We start from the raw sequence: 20,896 nt of genomic DNA on the forward strand, positions 1-20,896 counted from the left end.
CGGAGAAAAATGGCAGGGAATCGGACAGCGATAGCTGACCCGGACGGCAGGAAAGCCGTCACCGCAGAGCGCCTTTGGGCACTACCCTGCGGGGGCGGTATGCTAGCATACGCACCCCGCTAAACACTCATTCCTGCGACGTGAAGCGTTCTCAGGATGACCATGAATTGTTCGAGAGTTCTGTCGATGACCAATCCTGCCCTGATTGATGAGCTGAAGACCCTGGTTGAGCCTGGCAAGGTGCTGACCGATGCCGACTCCCTGAATGCTTATGGCAAGGATTGGACCAAGCATTTCGCTCCGGCCCCCACGGCCATTGTGTTTCCCAAGACCACCGAGCAGGTCCAGGCCATCGTGCGCTGGGCCAATCAGCACAAGATCGCGCTGGTGCCGTCGGGCGGACGCACCGGGCTTTCCGCCGCTGCGGTGGCGGCAAATGGTGAAGTGGTGGTGTCCTTCGACTACATGAACCAGATCCTCGACGTGAACCTCACCGACCGTACGGCAGTCTGCCAGCCCGGCGTGGTCACCGAACAGTTGCAGAACCTGGCCAGCGACAAGGGCCTGTACTACCCCGTGGACTTCGCTTCTGCCGGTTCCAGCCAGATTGGCGGCAATATCGGCACCAATGCCGGCGGGATCAAGGTTATTCGCTACGGCATGACCCGTAACTGGGTTGCCGGCATGAAAGTCGTCACCGGCAAGGGCGACCTGCTGGAGCTGAACAAGGACCTGATCAAGAACGCCACGGGCTACGACCTGCGTCAGCTGTTCATCGGCGCTGAAGGCACCCTGGGTTTTGTGGTCGAGGCCACCATGCGCCTGGATCGTGCGCCGAAGAACCTCACCGCGATGGTGCTGGGCACCGCCGATTTCGACTCGATCATGCCGGTGCTGCACGCCTTCCAGAGCAAGCTCGATCTGACCGCGTTCGAGTTCTTCTCCGACAAGGCCCTGGCCAAGGTCATGGCCCGGGGTGATGTACCGGCGCCGTTCGAATCCGACTGCCCCTTCTACGCCCTGCTGGAATTCGAAGCGACCACTGAAGAAGTGGCCAACCACGCCCTGGAAACCTTCGAGCACTGCGTTGAGCAGGGCTGGGTGCTGGATGGCGTGATGAGCCAGAGCGAAACCCAGCTGCACAACCTGTGGAAGCTGCGTGAGTACATCTCCGAGACCATTTCCCACTGGACCCCGTACAAAAACGACATATCGGTCACTGTGTCGAAAGTGCCGGCTTTCCTGAAGGAAATCGACGCGATCGTCGGCGAACACTACCCGGACTTCGAAATCGTCTGGTTTGGCCATATCGGCGACGGCAACCTGCACTTGAACATCCTCAAGCCGGACAACTTGAGCAAGGACGAGTTTTTCGCCAAGTGCGCCACGGTCAACAAGTGGGTGTTCGAAACCGTCGAGAAGTACAACGGTTCGATTTCCGCCGAACACGGCGTGGGCATGACCAAGCGCGATTACCTGACCTACAGCCGCTCTGCGGTCGAGATCGAGTACATGAAGGCAGTCAAGGCCGTGTTCGATCCGAACGGGATCATGAACCCGGGCAAGATTTTTGCCGTTTGAAGCCGCAGTCCCTGAAGAATCCAACGAGCAGGAGTCGGTAATGAGCTATCAGCACCAATATGTCGACGGTACAAAAATCCACTTCCCGGTAGGCAAGGTGGTATGTATCGGCCGCAACTACGCCGAGCACGCCAAGGAACTGGACAACCCGGTGCCCACCGAACCGCTGCTGTTTATCAAGCCGGGCAGTTGTGTAGTGGCGCTGGAAGGCGGGTTCAGCATTCCGACCGAGCGTGGCTCGGTGCACTACGAGGCGGAAATCGCCGTGTTGATCGGCAAGCCGCTGTCGACCAAGCCCAGCCGCGAAGAGGTGCTGGATGCGATTTCCGGTTTCGCCCCGGCCCTGGACCTGACCCTGCGTGACAAGCAGTCCGAGCTCAAGGCCAAGGGCCTGCCCTGGGAAATCGCCAAGTCGTTCGACGGCGCGGCGGTCCTGGCACCGTTCGTGGTCAGCAGCACCTTCGCCGACCTGACCGACATCGGCATCCGCCTGACCATCAACGGTGAAGTTCGCCAGGACGGTAACAGCAGCGCGATGCTCAACCCCATCGTGCCGATGATCCAGCACATGGCCGGTTGCTTCTCGCTGCAGGCCGGCGATGTGATCCTGACCGGCACGCCGGTGGGCGTCGGTCCGCTGAATGTCGGTGACGAGTTGGTCCTGGAGCTTCCGGGTGCCAGCTCCTTCAGCAGCAGCGTTCGCTGAGCCTTCGCTGCCAATCGTCCGGGCTGGCCGATCCTGATCGGGTCGCGCCAGCCTGCAAGCACTCGCCCTGGGTGTTTGGCATTTTTTTCACATCTTGTCTGGATAAATGCCGGCTCAAAGTGCGCGAATCGTTATTGCGTGTGCTATTACAAATGGCTGATTTTCTGGAATGTCATTGATGGCCGTGCATCCCCTTCCCAAACTCAAAACCGCTCACCGCTCGCGCTTCGTCATGCGCTGGTATTCCTGGTTGCTGCTGGTAGGCGTGATCGTCTACGGCCTGGCGTACGCCATGCATTGGGATGATCGCGGCTGGTTGTGGGTCCAGGAGGGGTTTGAAACGCCGGTGGAGCGCCAGGAAAGCGTGTGGCTGCCCGACTACCGTGCGGTGATCGATGCCAAGGTGCTGCCGGGTATGGAGAAGGACGAGGCCTCCGACCTGACCTATAACCCGCAGACCAAGACCCTGTTTTCGGTGATGGGCAAGAACCCGTTCCTGGTGGAGTTGAGCCTGCAGGGCGATGTGCTGCGCAAGATGCCGCTGGTGGGCTGGGGCAATCCGGAAGGCGTGGCGGCGTTGGAAAACGGGCTGTTGGCCATCGTCGACGAACGCCAGCACCTGCTGACCATCGTCAAGGTCGACGCCAGCACCCGCGAACTGAACATCGCTGACTTCCCCAAATACGACCTGGGCCCTTCGAAAGACCAGAACAAAGCCTTTGAAGCCATCGCCTGGAACCCGCGCAAGCAGCAGCTGCTGCTGGGCGAGGAGCGGCCGCCGGCGCTGTTCACCTGGAGCAGCGACGGCAGCCAGGTGCTCAAGGGGGACAAGCAGAAGCTGGCCAGTGATGAGCTGGACCTGCGCAACCTGTCGGCCCTGGGCATCGATCCGCGCACCGGTCACACCCTGGTCCTGTCCGCCGATTCCCATCTGTTGCTGGAGCTGGACGAAGCCGGTGAGCAGGTCAGCTTCATGACCCTGCTGGGCGGTTTCAACGGTTTGAAGAGCACCATTCCCCGCGCCGAGGGCGTGGCCATGGACGACGCCGGTGTGTTGTACATGGTCAGCGAGCCCGACCTTTTTTACCGCTTCGAGAAGCGCTGAGTCACACGGCTGCGCCCTGCGGTGATGGCAAGGCGGGCCAGACACCCCGGGCAATTAAGTTTAAATTCAGTCAGGCGTGATATTTCATCCGTCCGTCCTGATCCCGAGCTTGCCTGAATGCGCCGACTTGCCCGCCCCAAAGCCCTTTCCCTGATGCTGTGCCTGGTCGCTCTGTTGCTGGTCGGTGTCGCCGCCCAGCAGTACCGATTGTTCGAGCGCGCCTGGTTCAATGTGCAAGGCCTGTGGCAACCGGCCGATGCCCGTTCCATCGGCCTGGGCGATTACCGGGTGGAGATCGAGGCGCAACAGATTCCGGGCCTGGACGACGACGTGTCGGCACTGACCTACGACCCGGTGCGCAAGAGCCTGTTTACCGTCACCAACAAGAATGCCGAACTGATCGAGCTGTCGCTCGAGGGGCAGATCCTGCGCCGGGTGGCCCTGGTCGGCTTTGGCGATCCGGAGGCGGTGGAGTTCATCAGCGCCGACACTTACGTGCTGACGGACGAGCGCCGGCAGCGCCTGATCAAGATCCACCTTGAGGACGATACGCAGTTTCTCGATGCGGCCGATGCCGAGCAAATGACCCTGGGTGTGCACATGAGCAGCAACAAGGGGTTTGAAGGGTTGGCGTACGACTCGGTGGGCAAGCGCCTGTTCGTCGCCAAGGAACGTGATCCGATGTTGATCTATGAGGTGCAGGGCTTTCCTCACTACAACCCGGAAAAGTCCTACGCGGTGCACGTGGTCAACAACCCCAAGCGCGATGCCGGGATGTTTGTCCGTGACCTGTCCAGCCTGCAGTACGACGAACGCACCGGGCATTTGCTGGCGCTGTCGGATGAGTCGCGGTTGGTGCTGGAGCTGGATGTCGACGGGCGACCGCTGAGCACCCTGTCCCTGACCAAGGGCCAGCAGGGGTTGCGGGCGACAGTGCCGCAGGCGGAAGGGATCGCCATGGATGACGATGGCAGCCTGTACCTGGTGAGCGAGCCGAACCTGTTCTACGTGTTCAAGAAACCCGCATTGTAAGGCGAGCCTGCCGACGCGGGTCCCATTCAAGGATCAGCGCCGGCAGGCGACTGCGGGATCAGGCCTTGAGGGTTTTCACGCCTTCGCTGGTGCCCAGCAGCAGTACGTCGGCCGGGCGCGCGGCGAACAGACCGTTGGTGACCACGCCGACGATGGCGTTGATCTGGCGCTCCAGCTCCACCGGGTTGGTGATCTGCATGTTGAACACGTCGAGGATGATGTTGCCGTTATCGGTCAGCACACCCTCGCGGTACACCGGGTCGCCGCCGAGCTTGACCAGCTCGCGGGCCACGTGGCTGCGGGCCATGGGGATCACTTCCACCGGCAGCGGGAAGGCGCCCAGCACCGAGACCAGCTTGCTGGCGTCGGCGATGCAGATGAAAGTCTTGGCCACGGCGGCCACGATCTTCTCGCGCGTCAGGGCCGCGCCACCGCCCTTGATCAGGTTCAGGTGCGCGTCGCTTTCGTCGGCGCCGTCGACGTAGAACTCCAGGTCGCTGACGGTGTTGAGCTCATACACCGGAATCCCGTGGCCCTTGAGGCGCACGGCGGTGGCTTCGGAGCTGGCGACCGCGCCGTCGAAGGCGCCTTTGTGCTGGGCCAGGGCATCGATAAAGCAGTTGGCGGTGGAGCCGGTGCCGACCCCGACGATGCTTTTGTCATCGAGTTTCGGAAGGATTAAATCGACGGCGGCCTGGGCCACTGCCTGTTTGAGTTGATCCTGGGTCATGCGGGCTCCGGAGCGGGCGGGGAGTAAAGAGGGGCGCGAGTATAACCCAACAAAACCTCTGTTTTCGTGTGGTCGCCCGCCCAAACGCTGGGTTAGACTCCCTGGCCCTGCCCAACCCGCTCAGTGATGCTTTCCGATGCTTGAACAGTACGTCAAAAAGATCCTCACCTCGCGCGTTTACGACGTTGCCGTAGAAACCCCCCTTCAGACCGCCCGCCAGCTTTCCGAGCGGCTGGGCAACCAGGTCTGGCTCAAGCGTGAAGACTTGCAGCCGGTGTTCTCGTTCAAGATTCGCGGCGCCTACAACAAGCTCACCCAGCTCAGCGAGGCAGAGCGCGCGCGGGGCGTGGTCACGGCTTCTGCGGGTAACCACGCCCAGGGCCTGGCCCTGGCGGCCAAGGTTCTGGGGGTCAAGGCGACCATCGTGATGCCCAAGACCACCCCGGAGATCAAGGTCGAAGGTGTGCGTTCGCGCGGTGGCAAGGTGGTGCTGCACGGTGACTCCTTCCCGGAAGCCCTGGCCTACTCGCTGAAGCTGGTCGACGAAAAAGGCTACGTCTACATCCACCCCTACGATGATCCGCACACCATTGCCGGGCAGGGCACGGTGGCGATGGAAATCCTGCGCCAGCACCCCGGGCGCCTGGATGCGATCTTTGTTCCGGTGGGCGGCGGCGGCCTGATCGCCGGCATCGCGGCGTACGTGAAGTACCTGCGCCCGGAAATCAAGATCATCGGCGTCGAGCCGGACGACTCCAACTGCCTGCAAGCGGCCATGGCCGCCGGTGAGCGAGTGGTGCTGCCGACCGTGGGCATCTTTGCCGATGGCGTGGCGGTGGCGCAGATCGGCCAGCACACCTTCGATATCTGCAAAGACTACGTCGACGAAGTCATCACCGTCAGCACCGATGAGATCTGTGCGGCAATCAAGGATATCTACGACGATACCCGCTCGATCACCGAACCTGCCGGCGCCCTGGGCGTGGCCGGGATCAAGAAGTACGTCGAGCAGCGCGGCATCACCGGCCAGACCCTGGTGGCCATCGATTCCGGCGCCAACGTCAACTTCGACCGCCTGCGCCACGTCGCCGAGCGCGCCGAGCTGGGCGAGGGCCGTGAAGCCATCATCGCCGTGACCATTCCCGAGAAGCCGGGCAGCTTCAAGGCGTTCTGCGAAGCCATCGGCAAGCGCCAGATCACCGAATTCAACTACCGCTACAACACCGGCAGCGAAGCGCACATTTTCGTCGGGGTGCAGACTCACCCGGAAAACGACCCGCGCAGCGCCTTGATCGCCAGCCTGACCGAGCAGGGCTTCCCGGTCATCGACCTGACCGACAACGAGCTGGCCAAGCTGCATATCCGCTACATGGTCGGTGGCCATGCGGAAAAGGTCAGTGACGAAGTGGTGTTTCGCTTCGAGTTTCCGGAGCGCCCGGGCGCCTTGTTCAACTTCCTGCACAAGCTGGGCGGGCGCTGGAATATCTCGATGTTCCACTACCGCAACCACGGCGCAGCCGATGGCCGGGTGGTTGCCGGCCTGCAAGTCCCGGCTGCCGAGCGTCATCTGGTGCCGGCGGCACTGGCGCAAATCGGCTACCCGTACTGGGATGAAAGCGACAACCCGGCGTATCAGCTGTTCCTGGGCTGAACGGCTACGCTGATGGGCACGGCCTAAGGAATAGATGACATGGAAATATTGACCACGCTGAAGTTGCTGCATGTGCTGGCCACGGTGCTGCTGTTGGGCAGCGCCCTGGGCCTGGCGGTCTGGGTCTGGCGCAACCGGGGTGACGCCACCTTTTACAGCCGGGTGCTGCGTCGGCCGGGGCTGTTCGGCTGGTTGCTGATGGCGCTGGGCGTCCTGAGCCTGCCCTTCAGCGGCTGGTGGATGGTGCACCTGGTGGGCTGGCCGCTGGGCCAGACCTGGATCCTCGCCTCCAGCGTGCTCTACACCCTGGGCGCGCTGGCCTGGTTGTGGTTGCTGGTGCGGCTCAACCGCCTGCGGCTGGCCAAGGCGGCCAGCGGCCTGAAATTCACCCTGGCGTTGGCGATATTCAGCTTTGTGTGTTTTTTCGCCATCGCCGGGTTGATGGGCGCCAAGCCGGTCTGAGCCGCACTGGGGAATCTGATGAAAATCCTTCTGGTGGGGGCCACGGGGTTTATCGGTCGCCATCTGCTGACGGCGCTGCACGCCGCTGGCCATCAATTGATCGCCACCAGTCGCCAGCCCCAGGCGCCTGGGCTGCCCGGGGTTGAGTGGCGCTGCCTGGACCTCGACCTGCTGGCCCGGGACCCGACTTATTTTGCTTTTCCCGAGCAGGTCGACCTGCTGATCAACGCAGCCGGGCTGCTGACTACCGACACCACGGCGCTGGCGCTGACCCAGGATTGGGGCGCCCGCGCGCTGTTTGATCTGGCGGCCCAGCGAGGCATGCGGGTATTGCAGATCTCGGCCCTCGGCGCGGCGGCGCAATCGGACGTGGCCTTTCTCGCCAGCAAGGGCGCGGCGGATGACTATCTGCTGCAACTGGGTATCGACGCGGTGGTGCTGCGCCCTTCGCTGGTGCTGGGGCAGGGCGGCGCCAGCAGTGGCTGGCTGGCCCGGCTCTCGCCTTGGCCGCTGATTGCCCTGCTCGACCTGAAGGCGCAGTCGCAGCCATTGCATGTGGACGACCTGAGTGGCGCGGTCCTGGCATTGCTGCGCCAATGGCCGGCGCAGGCCATGGTCTTGCCGCTGGTGGGCCCGCAGTGCCTGACTTTGGCCCAGGTCCTGGACCAGTTGCGCGTGGCCCAGGGTTGGGCGCCGGGGCGCTACATCAAAGTGCCGTCCGGGCTGCTGGCGGTTGGCGCCTGGCTGGGGGAGCGCCTGGGCTGGCGTGCCCTGAATCGACAAAGCCTGCGCATGGCGCAGCGCGACAACCTGGCCGATCCGCAGGTGCTGGAGTCGGTCTGCGGCTACCGTGCGGCGCCGTTGCCGACGCGTTTGCACGACTGGCCGACGGCGAGCCAGAGCAGCCAGCTGGCGCTGCGCCCGCTGATGCTGGCAGTGATGGTGTTGATTTGGCTGGGCACGGCAGCCGTGTGCATCGGCCCCGGTTACGACTGGGGGCTGCGGATCATGGGCGAGGCCGGGGTCCACGGCGTCATGGCCATGCTGGCGGTGGTCGGCGGCTCGCTGTGCGATGCGCTGTTGGGCGTCGGGCTGCTGCTCAAGCGCTGGCAGCGACGAACCCTGCAGGTGCAGCTGCTGTTGATGCTGGGTTACACCCTGTTTATCAGCCTGGTGCTGCCGCACTACTGGTTTGACCCTTATGCCGCCGTTGCCAAGAACCTGGTGCTGATGGTGGCGACCCTTTGGCTTCTCTGGACCGAACCGCGTCGATGAGTGTTTACCTGCTGCTTAAAACCCTGCACATCCTGTCTTCGACCATTCTGTTCGGGCTGGGCGCCGGCTCGGCCTATTACGCCCTGCGTGCCTGGCGCAGCGGCAAGGTCGAAGTGATCGCTGTGACCTTCAAGCACCTGGTGTTCGCCGACTGGGCGTTTACCGCGACCACGGCGGTGTTCCAGCCGCTGAGTGGCCTGGGGCTGATTCACCTGGCGGGTTGGTCGATCGGGCAGAGCTGGCTGATGTGGAGCCTGGGTTTGTATGTGCTGGCGGGTATTTGCTGGTTGCCGGTGGTCTGGTTGCAGATCCGGGTCCACCGCATGGCCGAGCAGGCGTTGCGCGACGGCACGCCGATGCCGCTCAAGGCCGCCACCTACATGCGCTGGTGGTTTGCCCTGGGCTGGCCGGCGTTCCTGGCGTTCATGGCGATTTTCTATTTGATGGTGGCCAAGCCGGCGTAATGGCTGGCATGGCCTGGGCCCCGGCCCGCTTGCCCACGCGGACCGGGCAGCGGCATCAGCCTCGCAGGCTGAGCACGGGCCAGCCACGTTTCTGGGCTTCGGCCAGCAGGTTCGGGTCGGGGTCGACCGCCACCGGGTTCGCCACCTGCTCCAGCAGCGGCAGGTCGTTCATCGAGTCGCTGTAGAAGTAGCTGTCGTCCAGGGTGTGGCCGGTTTCTTCCAGCCAGCGGTTCAGGCGTGTCACTTTGCCTTCACGGAAGCAGGGTACATCGGTGCTGCGCCCGCTGTAGCGGCCGTCGACCATCTCGCATTCGGTGGCGATCAGGTGTTCCACGCCCAGGCGCTCGGCGATCGGCGCGGTGACGAAGCGGTTGGTGGCGGTGATGATCACCAGCTTGTCGCCGGCCTCGCGGTGCTTGGCCAGCAGCGCCAGGGCCTTGGGCAACAGGATCGGCTCGATGCAGTCGCGCATATAGTCGCGGTGCCATTGATCGAGCACGCTCATCTCGGTGCGGCCGAGAATTTCCAGGCAGAAGTTCAGGTAGGCGGCGTTATCGAGCTTGCCCGCCAGGTAATCCTGGTAGAACTCGTCGTTGCGGGCCTTGTAGGTGACGGCGTCGAGGAAGCCTCTTTCGCACAGGTAATCGCCCCAGGCGTGATCGCTGTCACCGCCCAGAAGCGTGTTGTCCAAGTCGAATAAAGCCAGGCGCATTGCAGTTACTCGCTCACAGAAGGCTGAAAAAGGCGTCCAGAATACGGTCTTTTCACAAGAGTGCACATAAGGTAAGCCGCCTCGTTGCTGCTTTAACAACCTTTGTGGAACAATGCGGCGACATGCGTTTGCGAGGTTGTTGCCGTGATCGACCCCGATGGTTTCCGCCCCAATGTCGGGATTATTCTGACGAATGATGCCGGCCAGGTGCTATGGGCTCGCCGTATCAATCAAGATGCCTGGCAGTTTCCTCAAGGGGGGATCAACCCCGAGGAGACTCCGGAAGACGCCTTGTACCGCGAGTTGAACGAAGAAGTGGGCCTGGAGCGCGAAGATGTGCAAATTCTCGCCTGCACCCGGGGCTGGTTGCGCTATCGTTTGCCGCAACGTCTGGTCAGGACACACAGCCAACCGCTGTGCATAGGCCAGAAACAGAAATGGTTTCTCCTGCGCCTGATCTCCAACGAGCAGCGGGTGCGGATGGATTTGACCGGTAAACCGGAATTCGATGGCTGGCGCTGGGTCAGTTATTGGTATCCGTTGGGCCAGGTGGTGACATTCAAGCGCGAGGTTTATCGCCGCGCTCTCAAAGAGCTTGCCCCGCGCCTATTAGCGCGCGACTGACGACGGAGTTCGACCCCGAGCCATGCTCAATACGCTGCGCAAGATCGTCCAGGAAGTTAACTCCGCCAAGGATCTCAAGGCGGCGTTAGGGATTATTGTATTGCGCGTCAAAGAGGCCATGGGCAGTCAGGTCTGCTCGGTCTATCTGCTGGACCCTGAGACCAACCGTTTTGTCCTGATGGCCACCGAGGGCTTGAACAAGCGCTCGATCGGCAAGGTCAGCATGGCACCCAATGAAGGTCTGGTCGGCCTGGTCGGCACGCGCGAAGAACCGCTCAACCTCGAAAATGCCGCCGATCACCCGCGCTATCGCTACTTCGCCGAAACCGGCGAGGAGCGTTACGCCTCTTTCCTCGGCGCACCGATCATCCACCACCGCCGGGTCGTGGGCGTGCTGGTCATCCAGCAAAAGGAGCGTCGCCAGTTCGACGAGGGCGAAGAAGCCTTCCTGGTGACCATGAGCGCGCAGCTGGCGGGGGTTATCGCCCACGCCGAAGCCACCGGCTCGATCCGCGGCCTGGGGCGCCAGGGCAAGGGGATTCAGGAAGCCAAGTTCGTCGGCGTCCCGGGTTCGCCGGGTGCCGCAGTGGGTACGGCGGTGGTCATGCTGCCGCCGGCCGACCTGGACGTGGTGCCGGATAAAACCATCAGCGATATCGATGCCGAGCTCGGGCTGTTCAAGACCGCCATTGAAGGCGTGCGTGCCGATATGCGCGCACTGTCGGCAAAACTCGCGACCCAGCTGCGCCCGGAAGAGCGCGCCCTGTTCGACGTCTACCTGATGATGCTCGACGATGCCTCGCTGGGCAGTGAAGTCACCACCATTATCAAGACCGGTCAGTGGGCCCAGGGCGCACTGCGTCAGGTGGTCACCGATCACGTCAACCGCTTTGAGCTGATGGACGACGCCTACCTGCGCGAGCGGGCGTCCGACGTCAAGGACCTGGGCCGCCGACTGCTGGCCTACCTGCAGGAAGAGCGCCAGCAAACCCTGGTCTACCCCGACAACACCATCCTGATCAGCGAAGAGCTGACGCCGGCCATGCTCGGCGAGGTGCCGGAAGGCAAGCTGGTCGGCCTGGTGTCGGTATTGGGTTCGGGCAACTCCCACGTTGCGATCCTGGCGCGAGCCATGGGGATTCCAACGGTGATGGGCCTGGTCGACCTGCCTTACTCCAAGGTCGACGGCATCCAGATGATCGTCGATGGCTACCACGGCGAGGTCTACACCAACCCCAGCGATGTGCTGCGCAAGCAGTTCGCCGAGGTGGTCGAGGAAGAGCGGCAACTGGCCCAGGGCCTGGATGCGCTGCGCGACCTGCCGTGCGTGACCCTGGATGGCCACCGCATGCCGCTGTGGGTCAACACCGGCCTGCTTGCCGATGTGGCGCGGGCGCAGAAGCGTGGCGCCGAAGGTGTGGGCCTGTACCGCACCGAAGTGCCGTTCATGATCAATCAGCGTTTCCCGAGTGAAAAGGAGCAGCTGGCGATTTATCGCGAGCAACTGGCGGCCTTCCATCCGCAGCCGGTGACGATGCGCAGCCTGGACATCGGCGGCGACAAGTCACTGTCTTATTTCCCGATCAAGGAAGACAACCCCTTCCTCGGCTGGCGCGGCATTCGCGTCACCCTCGACCACCCGGAAATCTTCCTGGTCCAGACCCGGGCCATGCTCAAGGCCAGCGAAGGCCTGAACAACCTGCGCATTCTGCTGCCGATGATCTCCGGCACCCACGAACTGGAAGAAGCCCTGCACCTGATCCACCGTGCATGGGGTGAAGTGCGTGACGAAGGCACTGATGTGCCGATGCCGCCGATTGGGGTCATGATCGAAATTCCGGCTGCGGTCTACCAGACCAAGGAGCTGGCACGCCAGGTGGACTTCCTGTCGGTCGGCTCCAACGACCTGACCCAATACCTGCTGGCCGTGGACCGCAACAACCCGCGGGTTGCCGATCTCTACGACTACTTGCACCCGGCGGTGCTGCAAGCCCTGCAAAACGTAGTGCGCGACGCCCATGCCGAAGGCAAGCCGGTGAGCATTTGTGGTGAGATGGCCGGTGATCCGGCGGCAGCGGTGCTGCTGATGGCGATGGGGTTCGACAGCCTGTCGATGAACGCCACCAACCTGCCGAAAGTGAAGTGGATGCTGCGTCAGATCAACCTGACCAAGGCCAAGGAACTGCTGGCCGAGCTGATGACCATCGACAACCCGCAAGTTATCCACAGCTCGCTGCAACTGGCGCTGAAAAAGCTCGGCCTGGCGCGGATGATCAATCCGGCTTCGGCCAAGACGCTTTAAACCGCGCGGTTCTACTCACCACCCGGCCGGATCCTGCTCTGCAGCATCCGGCCTGGGCGTTTTAAACCTTCAGCTCGACCTCTCCCAAATGCCCGCCATAGGGCCCGAAACTGCGCTCCACCAGGTGCCGGGTGCCATCGGCGTGGACGATCAGCGCGGTGCTGGCGCGGGTGCCGTAGCTGGGGCTGGCGATAAACACGCTGGACAGCAGACTCTCGGTGGCCAGGCCGACGCCGGTGTCCGGCAAGTCGGCAAAGGGCGCGGTCTGCGGATCACTGAGCAAGGCCAGCAGCGCCTGGGGCTGCGGATCGTCCAGCAGTTCACCGAGGGCGGCACGGGCCTTGAGCAGTTTCGGCCAGGGCGTATCCAGGCCGGCGTTGGACAAGCCATACACGCCGCTGCCCAGGCGTTGGGGTTGCAGGTCATTGGCGTTGTAATGCCACAGCGCTTCGGCGGTGCCGAGCAGCAGGTTAAAGCCGGCATATTCCACCGATCGGCCGACAACGTCGGTCAAATAGTCATCCAGCGGGATTTTTCCGGCGAGAAAGCGTGCCACCAGTTCGCCCCGGGAACGGCGCGCCGGCGGTTGATGAGGGTCGCGGATATTGGTCAGTGCGGCAAAGCGGCCATCGGCGCCGACCCCCAGCCAGGTGCCGCCGGCTTCCAGGTCGCGTCCGGCGTGAATTTCCGGGGTTTCAGGCCACTGGGCGAGGGGCAGGCTGGGGCGGGCATAGAATTCGTCGCGGTTGGCCGCGACGATCAGCGGCTGGGCGTGGCCCGGCCGCCAAGCGAAAACGATCAAGCACATCGGGCTTATCCCTTTTGTGTTTTTGCCCACTCTACGCACAGATGAAGCGGGTATCCATCGCCATCCAGTGGAGCCGAGGGCCGTGCATCCGTTACCATGCCGGTCTTATTTTGGGGTGCACCCATGGAATTTCTGCTCTATCTGCTGTTGGGCGCCTGTGCGGGCGTGCTGGCCGGGCTGTTTGGCGTGGGTGGCGGGATCATCATCGTTCCGGTGCTGGTGTTCAGTTTCAAGGCGCAAGGCTTCGACCCGCTGGTGTTGACCCACCTGGCGGTGGGCACCTCGCTGGCCACCATCATCTTCACTTCGGTCAATGCGATTCGCGAGCATCAGCGCAGGGGCGCGGTGCGCTGGCCGATCTTTGTCTGGATGACCGTAGGGATTCTGATCGGCGCCGGCTTTGGTGCGCTGACGGCGGAGGCGATTTCCGGTCCCCACCTGCAAAAGATCATTGGTGTATTCGCCCTGGTGATCGCCCTGCAGATGGTCCTTGAACTCAAGCCCAAGGCCAGCCGAACGGTTCCCGGCAAAGTGGGTCTGACCCTGGCCGGTAGCGTGATTGGCTGGGCTTCGGCGATTTTCGGCATCGGTGGCGGCTCGCTCACCGTGCCGTTCCTGACCTGGCGCAGCGTGCCCATGCAACAGGCGGTGGCCACGTCATCGGCCTGCGGCCTGCCGATTGCCCTGGCCAGTGCCTTAAGTTTCATGATTCTGGGCTGGCATGATCCGTTGCTGCCGGCCCATAGTCTGGGTTTTGTGTATTTGCCGGCGCTGCTGGGCATTGCGCTGACCAGCATGGTATTCGCCCGCTTTGGCGCGCGCCTGGCCCACAGCCTGTCGCCGCGCCTGCTCAAGCGTCTGTTTGCCGCGCTGCTGTTTGGTGTAGGGCTGAGTTTCCTGCTCTGAAAGGGGCCGCAATCCTGGCTTAATCCCGGCGTGCCACTGTCACGCCCGCAATCTTGAGTTTTCTACTCTTACGAGGAGTCGCAATGCTGCCTTACCCGCAGATCGATCCGGTGGCCCTGGCCATCGGTCCGCTGAAAATCCACTGGTACGGGCTGATGTACCTGATCGGCATCGGCGGTGCCTGGCTGCTGGCATCGCGCCGGCTGAACCGTTTCGACCCGACCTGGAACAAGGAGAAGCTCTCCGACATGGTGTTCTGGATGTCGATGGGGGTCATTGTCGGTGGCCGTCTGGGGTATGTGCTGTTCTACGACCTGAACGCGTACCTGGCCAACCCGACCCTGATCTTCGAGGTGTGGAAGGGCGGCATGTCGTTCCATGGCGGCTTTATCGGGGTGATGCTGGCGGCCTTGTGGTTTGGCAAGCGCAACAACAAGTCGTTCTTCGAACTGATGGATTTCGTCGCGCCGATGGTGCCGATCGGCCTGGGCGCCGGGCGGATCGGCAACTTCATCAACGCCGAATTGTGGGGCAAGCCGACTGACCTGCCCTGGGCAATGATTTTCCCGCCGTTCAGTGACCCTTCGCAGTTGCCGCGGCATCCGTCGCAGCTGTACCAGTTCGCGTTGGAAGGCGTGGCGCTGTTCGTGATCCTGTGGCTGTTCTCGCGCAAGCCGCGGCCGACCATGGCGGTCTCCGGCATGTTTGCCCTGTTCTACGGGATTTTCCGGTTTATCGTCGAGTTCGTCCGGGTGCCGGATGCCCAGCTCGGCTACCTGGCGTGGAACTGGCTGACCATGGGCCAGGTACTGTGCCTGCCGATGATCATCGGTGGCCTGTTCCTGATCTGGCTGGCTTATCACCGCGCTCCGGCGAACACGAGCGCCGCGCTTTAAATTCGAATACCGGGGCCCTGGCCCCGGGTTCAAGGATGCAGGTAATTCATGAAGCAATATCTCGATCTGGTCGCCCACGTCATCAACAACGGCACCAAGCAGGCCAACCGCACCGGTGTGAACACCATCAGTTTTCCCGGTGCCATGCTGCGCTATGACCTCAAGGAAGGCTTTCCGGCCATCACCACCCGCAAGATGGCCTTCAAGTCGGCCATCGGCGAGATGTGCGGTTTTCTGCGTGGGGTGAACAACGCCGCCGAGTTCCGTGCCCTGGGCTGCAAGGTCTGGGACCAGAACGCCAACGAAAACGTGCAATGGCTGGCCAACCCGTTCCGCCAGGGCGAAGACGACCTGGGTGAAATCTATGGCGTGCAATGGCGCAAATGGCCGGCCTACAAGCAGATCGCCCTGAGCAACCCGGCCGCCATCGAGCAGACCCTGGCCCAGGGCTATCGGCAGATCGCCGAAGGCGAGGAAAACGGTCAGGCCTATGTGGTGCTGTACAAGGCCATCGACCAGATCCGCCAGTGTGTCGACACCATCATCAAGGACCCGGGCAGCCGCCGGATCCTGTTCCACGGCTGGAACTGCGCTCAGCTCGATGAAATGGCCTTGCCGCCGTGCCATCTGCTGTATCAGTTCCACCCGAATGTCGAGACCCGGGAAATCTCCCTGACCCTCTATATCCGTTCCAATGACCTGGGCCTGGGCACGCCGTTCAACCTCACCGAAGGCGCCGCCTTGCTGAGCCTGATCGGGCGCCTCACCGGCTACACCCCACGCTGGTTCACCTATTTCATTGGTGATGCCCACGTCTACGAAAACCACCTGGACATGCTCAATGAACAGCTCAAGCGCGAGCCATTCCCGATGCCTAAGCTGGTGATCAGTGATCGGGTGCCGGAGTTTGCCAAGACCGGTGTCTACCAGCCGGAGTGGCTGGAGCTGATCGAGCCGAGCGACTTCTCCCTCGACGGCTACCAGCACCATGCGCCAATGACCGCGCCGATGGCGGTTTAGGCCTTTACCCGGGGGCCGTGGGGCTGACACCGCGCGGCCCTTGTCGCTTCATCCATGACCTTTATCGACCTGTGCCCGGGAACCCTCCCGGGCATTGCTGTACCTGGCGGGCGGCTACGCTCTCAGGAGCAGCCTCGGTTCGTTCGGGGTGCAGTCCTTCTGATATTGAATGCGAGCCCTTGAATGGAAGAACTCAACCGCAGCCTGTTCCTGGCCATCAATGCCAGCGCCGAAGCATCGTTGCCGATGCGCGAACTGGCGGTGTTCCTGGCGCAATGGCTGGTCCTGAGCGTGCCGCTGCTGCTCCTGGTGTTGTGGGTGTTTGGCGGGCGGCGGCAACGAATGATCGTGCTGATCGCGACCTTGAGCATTGTTTTCGCCCTGGCCTGCAACCTGCTGATTCGCGATCTGTGGTTTCACCCACGGCCGTTCATGCTGGGCCTGGGGCAGAACTTCCTGGCCCACGCGCCTGGGGCGTCCTTTCCCAGCGATCATGCCAGCGGCATGTTTGCCATGGCGTTCGCTCTGATCCTGGTGTCCCTGTACCGAACCGGGCTGGTGATGCTGGCGCTGGCGCTGTTGGTGAGCTGGGCCAGGGTCTACCTGGGGGTGCATTTCCCGTTCGATATCCTTGGCGGCTGCCTGGTCGGGTTGCTCAGCGCCTGCCTGGTGCGCCAGGGCCTGGCCTGGCGCGATCTGGATCAACGGCTGCTGACGCTGCTTGAGGGGATCTACCAGCGGCTGATACCTCTGGGCCGCCACGGCTCCTGAAAACATGGCGCCCGGCCCACGGGCCTAGTGCCCGTGGCTGCGGCCGACATGGGAGTGCTCGGCGTCGCTGGGCGCGACCGAACCGCTGACCTCCAGGCGCTGCAAGATCCCGCATTGATCCAGGTCCGGCCCTTCGCAGCAGCGTTGGCGCAGGTCGAGCAGTTGTTCCTGCAGCGCCAGCAAGCCGTCGATGCGCAATTTGACGTGGTGGATGTGTTCGTCGATCAGGGCGTTGACGTTCTCGCACTGTCCTTGCGGGCTGTCGCGCAGGCCCAGCAGGCTGCGGATCTCCTCGAGGGTCATGTCGAGGCTGCGGCAATTGCGGATAAACGTCAGGCGTTCGGTGTGGGCCTGGGTGTAAAGACGGTAGTTGCCTTCGCTGCGAGCCGGTTCCGGCAGCAGCCCTTCACGTTCGTAATAGCGGATGGTTTCGACCTGACAGTCGGTCAGTTTCGCCAATTCACCAATTTTCATGGGGGCCGTCTCGTTTTGGGTGCTTGACCCTATAGTGGCTACAGGGTGTTCACTTGGCAACAGGCACCTTTCATGGACGTCACCACAATGAACAATTCGCTCCACACTTCCGGCAAGCCCCACGCTGATCACGATCACGATCACGATCACGATCACGATCACGATCACGGCCAGGAGCCGAAGCTGCAGGCCATCCCCAAGCATGACCACGGCAGCCATGGCGATTCCTGCTGTTCGTCCAAAGTCGCGCCGGCGCAGGTCCAGTTGAGCGCGACCATCAGCGCCAGCGCCCGCTTGAGCAGTTTTCGTATCGAAGCCATGGACTGTCCGACCGAGCAGACGCTGATCCAGAACAAACTGGGCAAGCTGGCCGGTGTGCAGCAATTGCAGTTCAACCTGATCAACCGGGTCCTGGGGGTCACCCACGACTTGCCGAGCACCGCGCCGATCATCGAGGCCATCAAGTCCCTGGGCATGCAGGCCGAGCCGATCGAGCAGGGCGCCGACGCCGGGCCGGCAGCGCCGCCGGTGAAGAAACACTGGTGGCCGCTGGCCCTGTCCGGCGTGGGGGCATTGGCGGCAGAAGTGATCCACTTCACCGACAGTGCGCCGTCGTGGGTGATTGCCCTGGTGGCGCTGGTGTCGATTCTCAGCGGTGGCCTGGGCACCTATAAAAAGGGCTGGATTGCCCTGAAGAACCTCAACCTCAACATCAACGCGCTGATGAGTATCGCGGTGACCGGCGCGGTGCTGATCGGCCAGTGGCCGGAAGCGGCGATGGTGATGTTCCTGTTCACCGTGGCCGAGCTGATTGAAGCGCGTTCCCTGGACCGGGCGCGCAACGCTATCGGTGGCCTGATGCAGATGACCCCGGAACAGGTCACGGTGCAGTTGCCGGACGGAACCTGGGTCGAACGTGAAGCCAAGAGCATCGAACTCGGAGCCTTGGTCCGGGTACGCCCCGGTGAGCGCATCGGCCTCGATGGCGAGGTGGTCTCGGGCAGTTCGACCATTGACCAGGCGCCGATTACCGGTGAAAGCCTGCCGATTGAAAAGACCGTGGGCGACAAGGTCTTCGCCGGCACCATCAACCAGGCCGGCTCCCTGGAATATAAAGTCACCGCCGCGGCCAACAACTCGACCCTGGCGCGAATCATCCACGCCGTGGAGCAGGCGCAGGGCGCACGGGCGCCGACCCAGCGCTTTGTCGACAAGTTCTCCACCATTTACACCCCGGTAGTCTTTGTTTTTGCCCTGGCCGTGGCCGTGATTCCGCCGCTGTTCATGGGCGCGGCCTGGTTCGACTGGATCTACCGCGCCCTGGTGCTGCTGGTGGTGGCGTGCCCGTGTGCACTGGTGATCTCCACCCCGGTCACCATCGTCAGCGGCCTGGCCGCCGCCGCGCGCAAAGGGATCCTGGTCAAGGGCGGGGTGTACCTGGAGGGCGGTTACAAGCTCGACTACCTGGCCCTGGACAAGACCGGCACCATTACCCACGGCAAGCCGGTGCAGACCGACTTCCTGCCCCTCGACCCCCTGGCCGAAAACACCGCGCCGGCATTGGCCGCCAGCCTGGCCGGGCGTTCGGACCACCCGGTGTCGCTGGCCATCGCCAATGCGGCTGTGGATAAAAAACTGGCGCTGCACGCTGTGGATAACTTCCAGGCCCTGGCCGGGCGCGGCGTGAGTGGCGAGATCAACGGTGAGCTGTACCACCTGGGCAACCACCGCTTGGTGGAAGAACTGGGCCTGTGCTCGCCCGCCCTCGAGGAAAAACTCTTCGCCCTGGAAAAACAAGGCAAGACCGTGGTCCTGCTCCTCGACCGCTCCGGGCCGCTGGCGCTGTTTGCCGTGGCCGATACGGTCAAGGACACCAGCCGCGAAGCCATTGCCCAGCTACATGAGCTGGGGGTCAAGACCCTGATGCTGACCGGTGACAACCCGCACACCGCCCAGGCCATTGCGGCCCAGGTGGGCATCGACCAGGCGCGAGGTGACCTGCTGCCCACCGACAAGCTGCAAGCGATTGAAGCGCTGTATGCCCAGGGGCACCGCGTGGGTATGGTCGGCGACGGCATCAACGACGCTCCGGCCCTGGCCCGGGCCGAAATCGGTTTCGCCATGGCCGCCGCTGGCACCGACACCGCGATTGAAACTGCCGATGTCGCCCTGATGGACGACGATCTGCGCAAGATTCCGGCGTTTATCCGCCTGTCGCGTCAGACCTCAAATATCCTGGTGCAAAATATCGCCCTGGCGCTGGTGATCAAGGCGATCTTTCTTGGAGTAACCTTTGCCGGCCTGGCCACGATGTGGATGGCAGTCTTTGCCGACATGGGGGTCAGCCTGTTGGTGGTGTTCAATGGTTTGCGCCTGTTGCGCAAATAACGACGAGAGTGCGCAGTGCTGAGTGCCGAGCTGAAGGCTTTTTACATGGTCGCCCGCCTGGGCAGCATTACCCTGGCGGCGAAAAAGCTCGGCCTTAGCCAGCCGACGGTCACCACCCAGATTCGCCACCTGGAAAGCCAGTACGCGGTTGAGCTGTTCTACCGTGGCGGTCGCCGCCTGAGTCTGAGCGACGAGGGTGCGCGGCTGCTGCCGATGGTCAAGCAACTGTTGCAGCAGGAGGCGGACATCGAGTTCTTCCTGCGCAACAGCGGCCAGATGCAGGGCAGCCTGCGCATCGCCGCCACCGCGCCGTATTACATCCTCGACCTGGTCAAGACCTTCCGCGAGCGCTTGCCCCAGGTCCAGGTGGCCGTGGAAATCGGCAATTCGCAGCAGGTGCTGGAGGCGCTGGAAGAGTACCGAGTGGACATCGCCGCCTCGTCGCAACTGCTCGAAGACCCACGCTTGATCCGCCGGGTGCTGGGCACCGACCCACTGGTGCTGGCGGTGCATCGCAACCATCCGCTGGCGGCGCTGGATCACGTGCCCCTGAGTGCATTGGCCGGGCATACCCTGTTGATGCGCGAAGCCGGCTCGACCACCCGCAGCCTGACCGAAGAACTGCTCAACAGTGCCCAGGTCAGCTTCGGCCCGCTGCTGGAGATCGGCAGCCGTGAGTCCATCCGCGAAGCCGTGCTGCGCAACATCGGCATCAGTATCATCGCCCGCCAGGAAGTGCCCCACGACCCGCAATTGCGCGTGCTGACCTTCGAAAACGCCCCACAGATCGCCGAGTACCTGTACTGCCTCAAGGAGCGTAAAAACGCGCGTCTGCCGGCGGCCTTCCTCGGGCTGGCCCAGGAAATGGCCGGCTGCTGAACCTGCTGTGCAGGGTTGCCTGGCCCCGGGCCAACCCAAATCTACCAATACCACTATCGGCAACTTTTGCCTCGCTGCCACAGTAACTACGCATTCGTTCCCTAGGATGG

20 protein-coding genes are annotated in these 20,896 nt (G+C 62.9%); 16 read left to right on the plus strand and 4 right to left on the minus strand.

Annotated features, from left to right (window positions below; translation table 11 throughout):
* Nucleotides 1-186: 186 nt before the first annotated feature.
* From ACOZJV_RS19540 to ACOZJV_RS19555, 4 genes are all read left to right on the plus strand, one after another.
* Complete coding sequence (locus ACOZJV_RS19540) at nt 187-1,581, plus strand: FAD-binding oxidoreductase (RefSeq protein WP_078470560.1); 1,395 nt, start codon at nt 187-189, stop codon at nt 1,579-1,581.
* A 40-nt stretch (nt 1,582-1,621) separates the two neighbouring features.
* Nucleotides 1,622-2,287, plus strand: coding sequence for a fumarylacetoacetate hydrolase family protein (locus tag ACOZJV_RS19545; protein ID WP_078470561.1), 666 nt, complete (start codon nt 1,622-1,624; stop codon nt 2,285-2,287).
* A 178-nt stretch (nt 2,288-2,465) separates the two neighbouring features.
* Nucleotides 2,466-3,392 carry an SdiA-regulated domain-containing protein gene (locus ACOZJV_RS19550; RefSeq protein ID WP_078470562.1) on the plus strand — a complete coding sequence of 309 codons (927 nt, stop codon included), beginning with the start codon at nt 2,466-2,468 and terminating at the stop codon, nt 3,390-3,392.
* Between the two features lie 117 nt (nt 3,393-3,509).
* Entirely contained in the window at nt 3,510-4,424 is a 915-nt protein-coding gene (locus ACOZJV_RS19555) for an SdiA-regulated domain-containing protein (protein ID WP_078470563.1), read from the plus strand.
* Between the two features lie 58 nt (nt 4,425-4,482).
* Here the strand turns inward: ACOZJV_RS19555 and rpiA are convergent, their stop codons facing one another.
* Nucleotides 4,483-5,154, minus strand: coding sequence for a ribose-5-phosphate isomerase RpiA (rpiA, locus tag ACOZJV_RS19560; protein ID WP_421548266.1), 672 nt, complete (start codon nt 5,152-5,154; stop codon nt 4,483-4,485).
* Between the two features lie 136 nt (nt 5,155-5,290).
* Between rpiA and ilvA the strand changes: the two genes are divergently transcribed.
* Genes ilvA through ACOZJV_RS19580 form a run of 4 tightly spaced genes read left to right on the plus strand, consistent with a single transcriptional unit; the run spans nt 5,291 to nt 9,006 of the window.
* Complete coding sequence (gene ilvA / locus ACOZJV_RS19565; protein ID WP_020295871.1) at nt 5,291-6,805, plus strand: threonine ammonia-lyase, biosynthetic; 1,515 nt, start codon at nt 5,291-5,293, stop codon at nt 6,803-6,805.
* Nucleotides 6,806-6,844: 39 nt separating this feature from the next.
* On the plus strand, nt 6,845-7,267 hold the full coding sequence (locus tag ACOZJV_RS19570; protein ID WP_201128453.1) for a DUF2269 family protein: 423 nt from the start codon (nt 6,845-6,847) through the stop codon (nt 7,265-7,267).
* An 18-nt stretch (nt 7,268-7,285) separates the two neighbouring features.
* Nucleotides 7,286-8,542 (plus strand): SDR family oxidoreductase, encoded by a 1,257-nt coding sequence (locus ACOZJV_RS19575; RefSeq protein ID WP_421548267.1) that lies wholly within the window; start codon nt 7,286-7,288, stop codon nt 8,540-8,542.
* On the plus strand, nt 8,539-9,006 hold the full coding sequence (locus ACOZJV_RS19580) for a DUF2269 family protein (RefSeq protein WP_078470567.1): 468 nt from the start codon (nt 8,539-8,541) through the stop codon (nt 9,004-9,006). Before ACOZJV_RS19575 ends, ACOZJV_RS19580 begins: the two co-directional genes overlap by 4 nt.
* A gap of 55 nt (nt 9,007-9,061) precedes the next feature.
* Here the strand turns inward: ACOZJV_RS19580 and ACOZJV_RS19585 are convergent, their stop codons facing one another.
* Nucleotides 9,062-9,718 carry an HAD family hydrolase gene (locus tag ACOZJV_RS19585; protein ID WP_078470568.1) on the minus strand — a complete coding sequence of 219 codons (657 nt, stop codon included), beginning with the start codon at nt 9,716-9,718 and terminating at the stop codon, nt 9,062-9,064.
* Between the two features lie 144 nt (nt 9,719-9,862).
* Here ACOZJV_RS19585 and ACOZJV_RS19590 point away from each other — a divergent pair, with 144 nt between their 5' ends.
* Both ACOZJV_RS19590 and ptsP read left to right on the plus strand, forming a co-directional pair.
* Complete coding sequence (locus ACOZJV_RS19590) at nt 9,863-10,342, plus strand: RNA pyrophosphohydrolase (RefSeq protein ID WP_007927344.1); 480 nt, start codon at nt 9,863-9,865, stop codon at nt 10,340-10,342.
* 22 nt (nt 10,343-10,364) lie between these two features.
* Entirely contained in the window at nt 10,365-12,644 is a 2,280-nt protein-coding gene (gene ptsP, locus ACOZJV_RS19595; protein ID WP_020295866.1) for a phosphoenolpyruvate--protein phosphotransferase, read from the plus strand.
* 61 nt (nt 12,645-12,705) lie between these two features.
* Here the strand turns inward: ptsP and ACOZJV_RS19600 are convergent, their stop codons facing one another.
* Nucleotides 12,706-13,452, minus strand: coding sequence for an NRDE family protein (locus tag ACOZJV_RS19600; RefSeq protein ID WP_201128451.1), 747 nt, complete (start codon nt 13,450-13,452; stop codon nt 12,706-12,708).
* 123 nt (nt 13,453-13,575) lie between these two features.
* Between ACOZJV_RS19600 and ACOZJV_RS19605 the strand changes: the two genes are divergently transcribed.
* The 4 genes from ACOZJV_RS19605 to ACOZJV_RS19620 all read left to right on the plus strand — a co-directional run bounded on the left by ACOZJV_RS19605 (nt 13,576) and on the right by ACOZJV_RS19620 (nt 17,045).
* Nucleotides 13,576-14,358 (plus strand): sulfite exporter TauE/SafE family protein, encoded by a 783-nt coding sequence (locus ACOZJV_RS19605; protein ID WP_020295864.1) that lies wholly within the window; start codon nt 13,576-13,578, stop codon nt 14,356-14,358.
* Between the two features lie 83 nt (nt 14,359-14,441).
* Nucleotides 14,442-15,254, plus strand: a complete 813-nt coding sequence (gene lgt / locus ACOZJV_RS19610; RefSeq protein WP_020295863.1) for a prolipoprotein diacylglyceryl transferase — start codon at nt 14,442-14,444, stop codon at nt 15,252-15,254.
* Between the two features lie 48 nt (nt 15,255-15,302).
* Nucleotides 15,303-16,274, plus strand: a complete 972-nt coding sequence (locus tag ACOZJV_RS19615) for a thymidylate synthase (RefSeq protein WP_201128445.1) — start codon at nt 15,303-15,305, stop codon at nt 16,272-16,274.
* 183 nt (nt 16,275-16,457) lie between these two features.
* Nucleotides 16,458-17,045: an undecaprenyl-diphosphatase gene (locus ACOZJV_RS19620; protein ID WP_421548268.1), complete on the plus strand. Its 588-nt coding sequence runs from the start codon at nt 16,458-16,460 to the stop codon at nt 17,043-17,045.
* Between the two features lie 24 nt (nt 17,046-17,069).
* Here the strand turns inward: ACOZJV_RS19620 and cadR are convergent, their stop codons facing one another.
* Nucleotides 17,070-17,519, minus strand: a complete 450-nt coding sequence (gene cadR / locus ACOZJV_RS19625; RefSeq protein ID WP_020295860.1) for a Cd(II)/Pb(II)-responsive transcriptional regulator — start codon at nt 17,517-17,519, stop codon at nt 17,070-17,072.
* Nucleotides 17,520-17,606: 87 nt separating this feature from the next.
* Between cadR and ACOZJV_RS19630 the strand changes: the two genes are divergently transcribed.
* Nucleotides 17,607-19,907: a heavy metal translocating P-type ATPase gene (locus tag ACOZJV_RS19630; protein WP_421548269.1), complete on the plus strand. Its 2,301-nt coding sequence runs from the start codon at nt 17,607-17,609 to the stop codon at nt 19,905-19,907.
* Between the two features lie 15 nt (nt 19,908-19,922).
* A complete protein-coding gene (locus ACOZJV_RS19635) occupies nt 19,923-20,786 on the plus strand; it encodes a LysR substrate-binding domain-containing protein (protein WP_201128441.1) in 864 nt (287 codons plus the stop codon).
* Nucleotides 20,787-20,896 lie beyond the last annotated feature (110 nt).

The organism is Pseudomonas sp. QD4, assembly GCF_049199125.1.
Lineage (GTDB): Bacteria > Pseudomonadota > Gammaproteobacteria > Pseudomonadales > Pseudomonadaceae > Aquipseudomonas.

What these genes read in the sequence shown, in the direction of transcription:
- ACOZJV_RS19540 (WP_078470560.1), top strand. Translation starts at nt 187, where the DNA reads ATGACCAATCCTGCCCTGATTGATGAGCTGAAGACCCTGGTTGAGCCT.
- ACOZJV_RS19545 (WP_078470561.1), top strand. Translation starts at nt 1,622, where the DNA reads ATGAGCTATCAGCACCAATATGTCGACGGTACAAAAATCCACTTCCCG.
- ACOZJV_RS19550 (WP_078470562.1), top strand. Translation starts at nt 2,466, where the DNA reads ATGGCCGTGCATCCCCTTCCCAAACTCAAAACCGCTCACCGCTCGCGC.
- ACOZJV_RS19555 (WP_078470563.1), top strand. Translation starts at nt 3,510, where the DNA reads ATGCGCCGACTTGCCCGCCCCAAAGCCCTTTCCCTGATGCTGTGCCTG.
- rpiA (WP_421548266.1), bottom strand. Translation starts at nt 5,154, where the DNA reads ATGACCCAGGATCAACTCAAACAGGCAGTGGCCCAGGCCGCCGTCGAT.
- ilvA (WP_020295871.1), top strand. Translation starts at nt 5,291, where the DNA reads ATGCTTGAACAGTACGTCAAAAAGATCCTCACCTCGCGCGTTTACGAC.
- ACOZJV_RS19570 (WP_201128453.1), top strand. Translation starts at nt 6,845, where the DNA reads ATGGAAATATTGACCACGCTGAAGTTGCTGCATGTGCTGGCCACGGTG.
- ACOZJV_RS19575 (WP_421548267.1), top strand. Translation starts at nt 7,286, where the DNA reads ATGAAAATCCTTCTGGTGGGGGCCACGGGGTTTATCGGTCGCCATCTG.
- ACOZJV_RS19580 (WP_078470567.1), top strand. Translation starts at nt 8,539, where the DNA reads ATGAGTGTTTACCTGCTGCTTAAAACCCTGCACATCCTGTCTTCGACC.
- ACOZJV_RS19585 (WP_078470568.1), bottom strand. Translation starts at nt 9,718, where the DNA reads ATGCGCCTGGCTTTATTCGACTTGGACAACACGCTTCTGGGCGGTGAC.
- ptsP (WP_020295866.1), top strand. Translation starts at nt 10,365, where the DNA reads ATGCTCAATACGCTGCGCAAGATCGTCCAGGAAGTTAACTCCGCCAAG.
- ACOZJV_RS19600 (WP_201128451.1), bottom strand. Translation starts at nt 13,452, where the DNA reads ATGTGCTTGATCGTTTTCGCTTGGCGGCCGGGCCACGCCCAGCCGCTG.
- ACOZJV_RS19605 (WP_020295864.1), top strand. Translation starts at nt 13,576, where the DNA reads ATGGAATTTCTGCTCTATCTGCTGTTGGGCGCCTGTGCGGGCGTGCTG.
- lgt (WP_020295863.1), top strand. Translation starts at nt 14,442, where the DNA reads ATGCTGCCTTACCCGCAGATCGATCCGGTGGCCCTGGCCATCGGTCCG.
- ACOZJV_RS19615 (WP_201128445.1), top strand. Translation starts at nt 15,303, where the DNA reads ATGAAGCAATATCTCGATCTGGTCGCCCACGTCATCAACAACGGCACC.
- ACOZJV_RS19620 (WP_421548268.1), top strand. Translation starts at nt 16,458, where the DNA reads ATGGAAGAACTCAACCGCAGCCTGTTCCTGGCCATCAATGCCAGCGCC.
- cadR (WP_020295860.1), bottom strand. Translation starts at nt 17,519, where the DNA reads ATGAAAATTGGTGAATTGGCGAAACTGACCGACTGTCAGGTCGAAACC.
- ACOZJV_RS19630 (WP_421548269.1), top strand. Translation starts at nt 17,607, where the DNA reads ATGAACAATTCGCTCCACACTTCCGGCAAGCCCCACGCTGATCACGAT.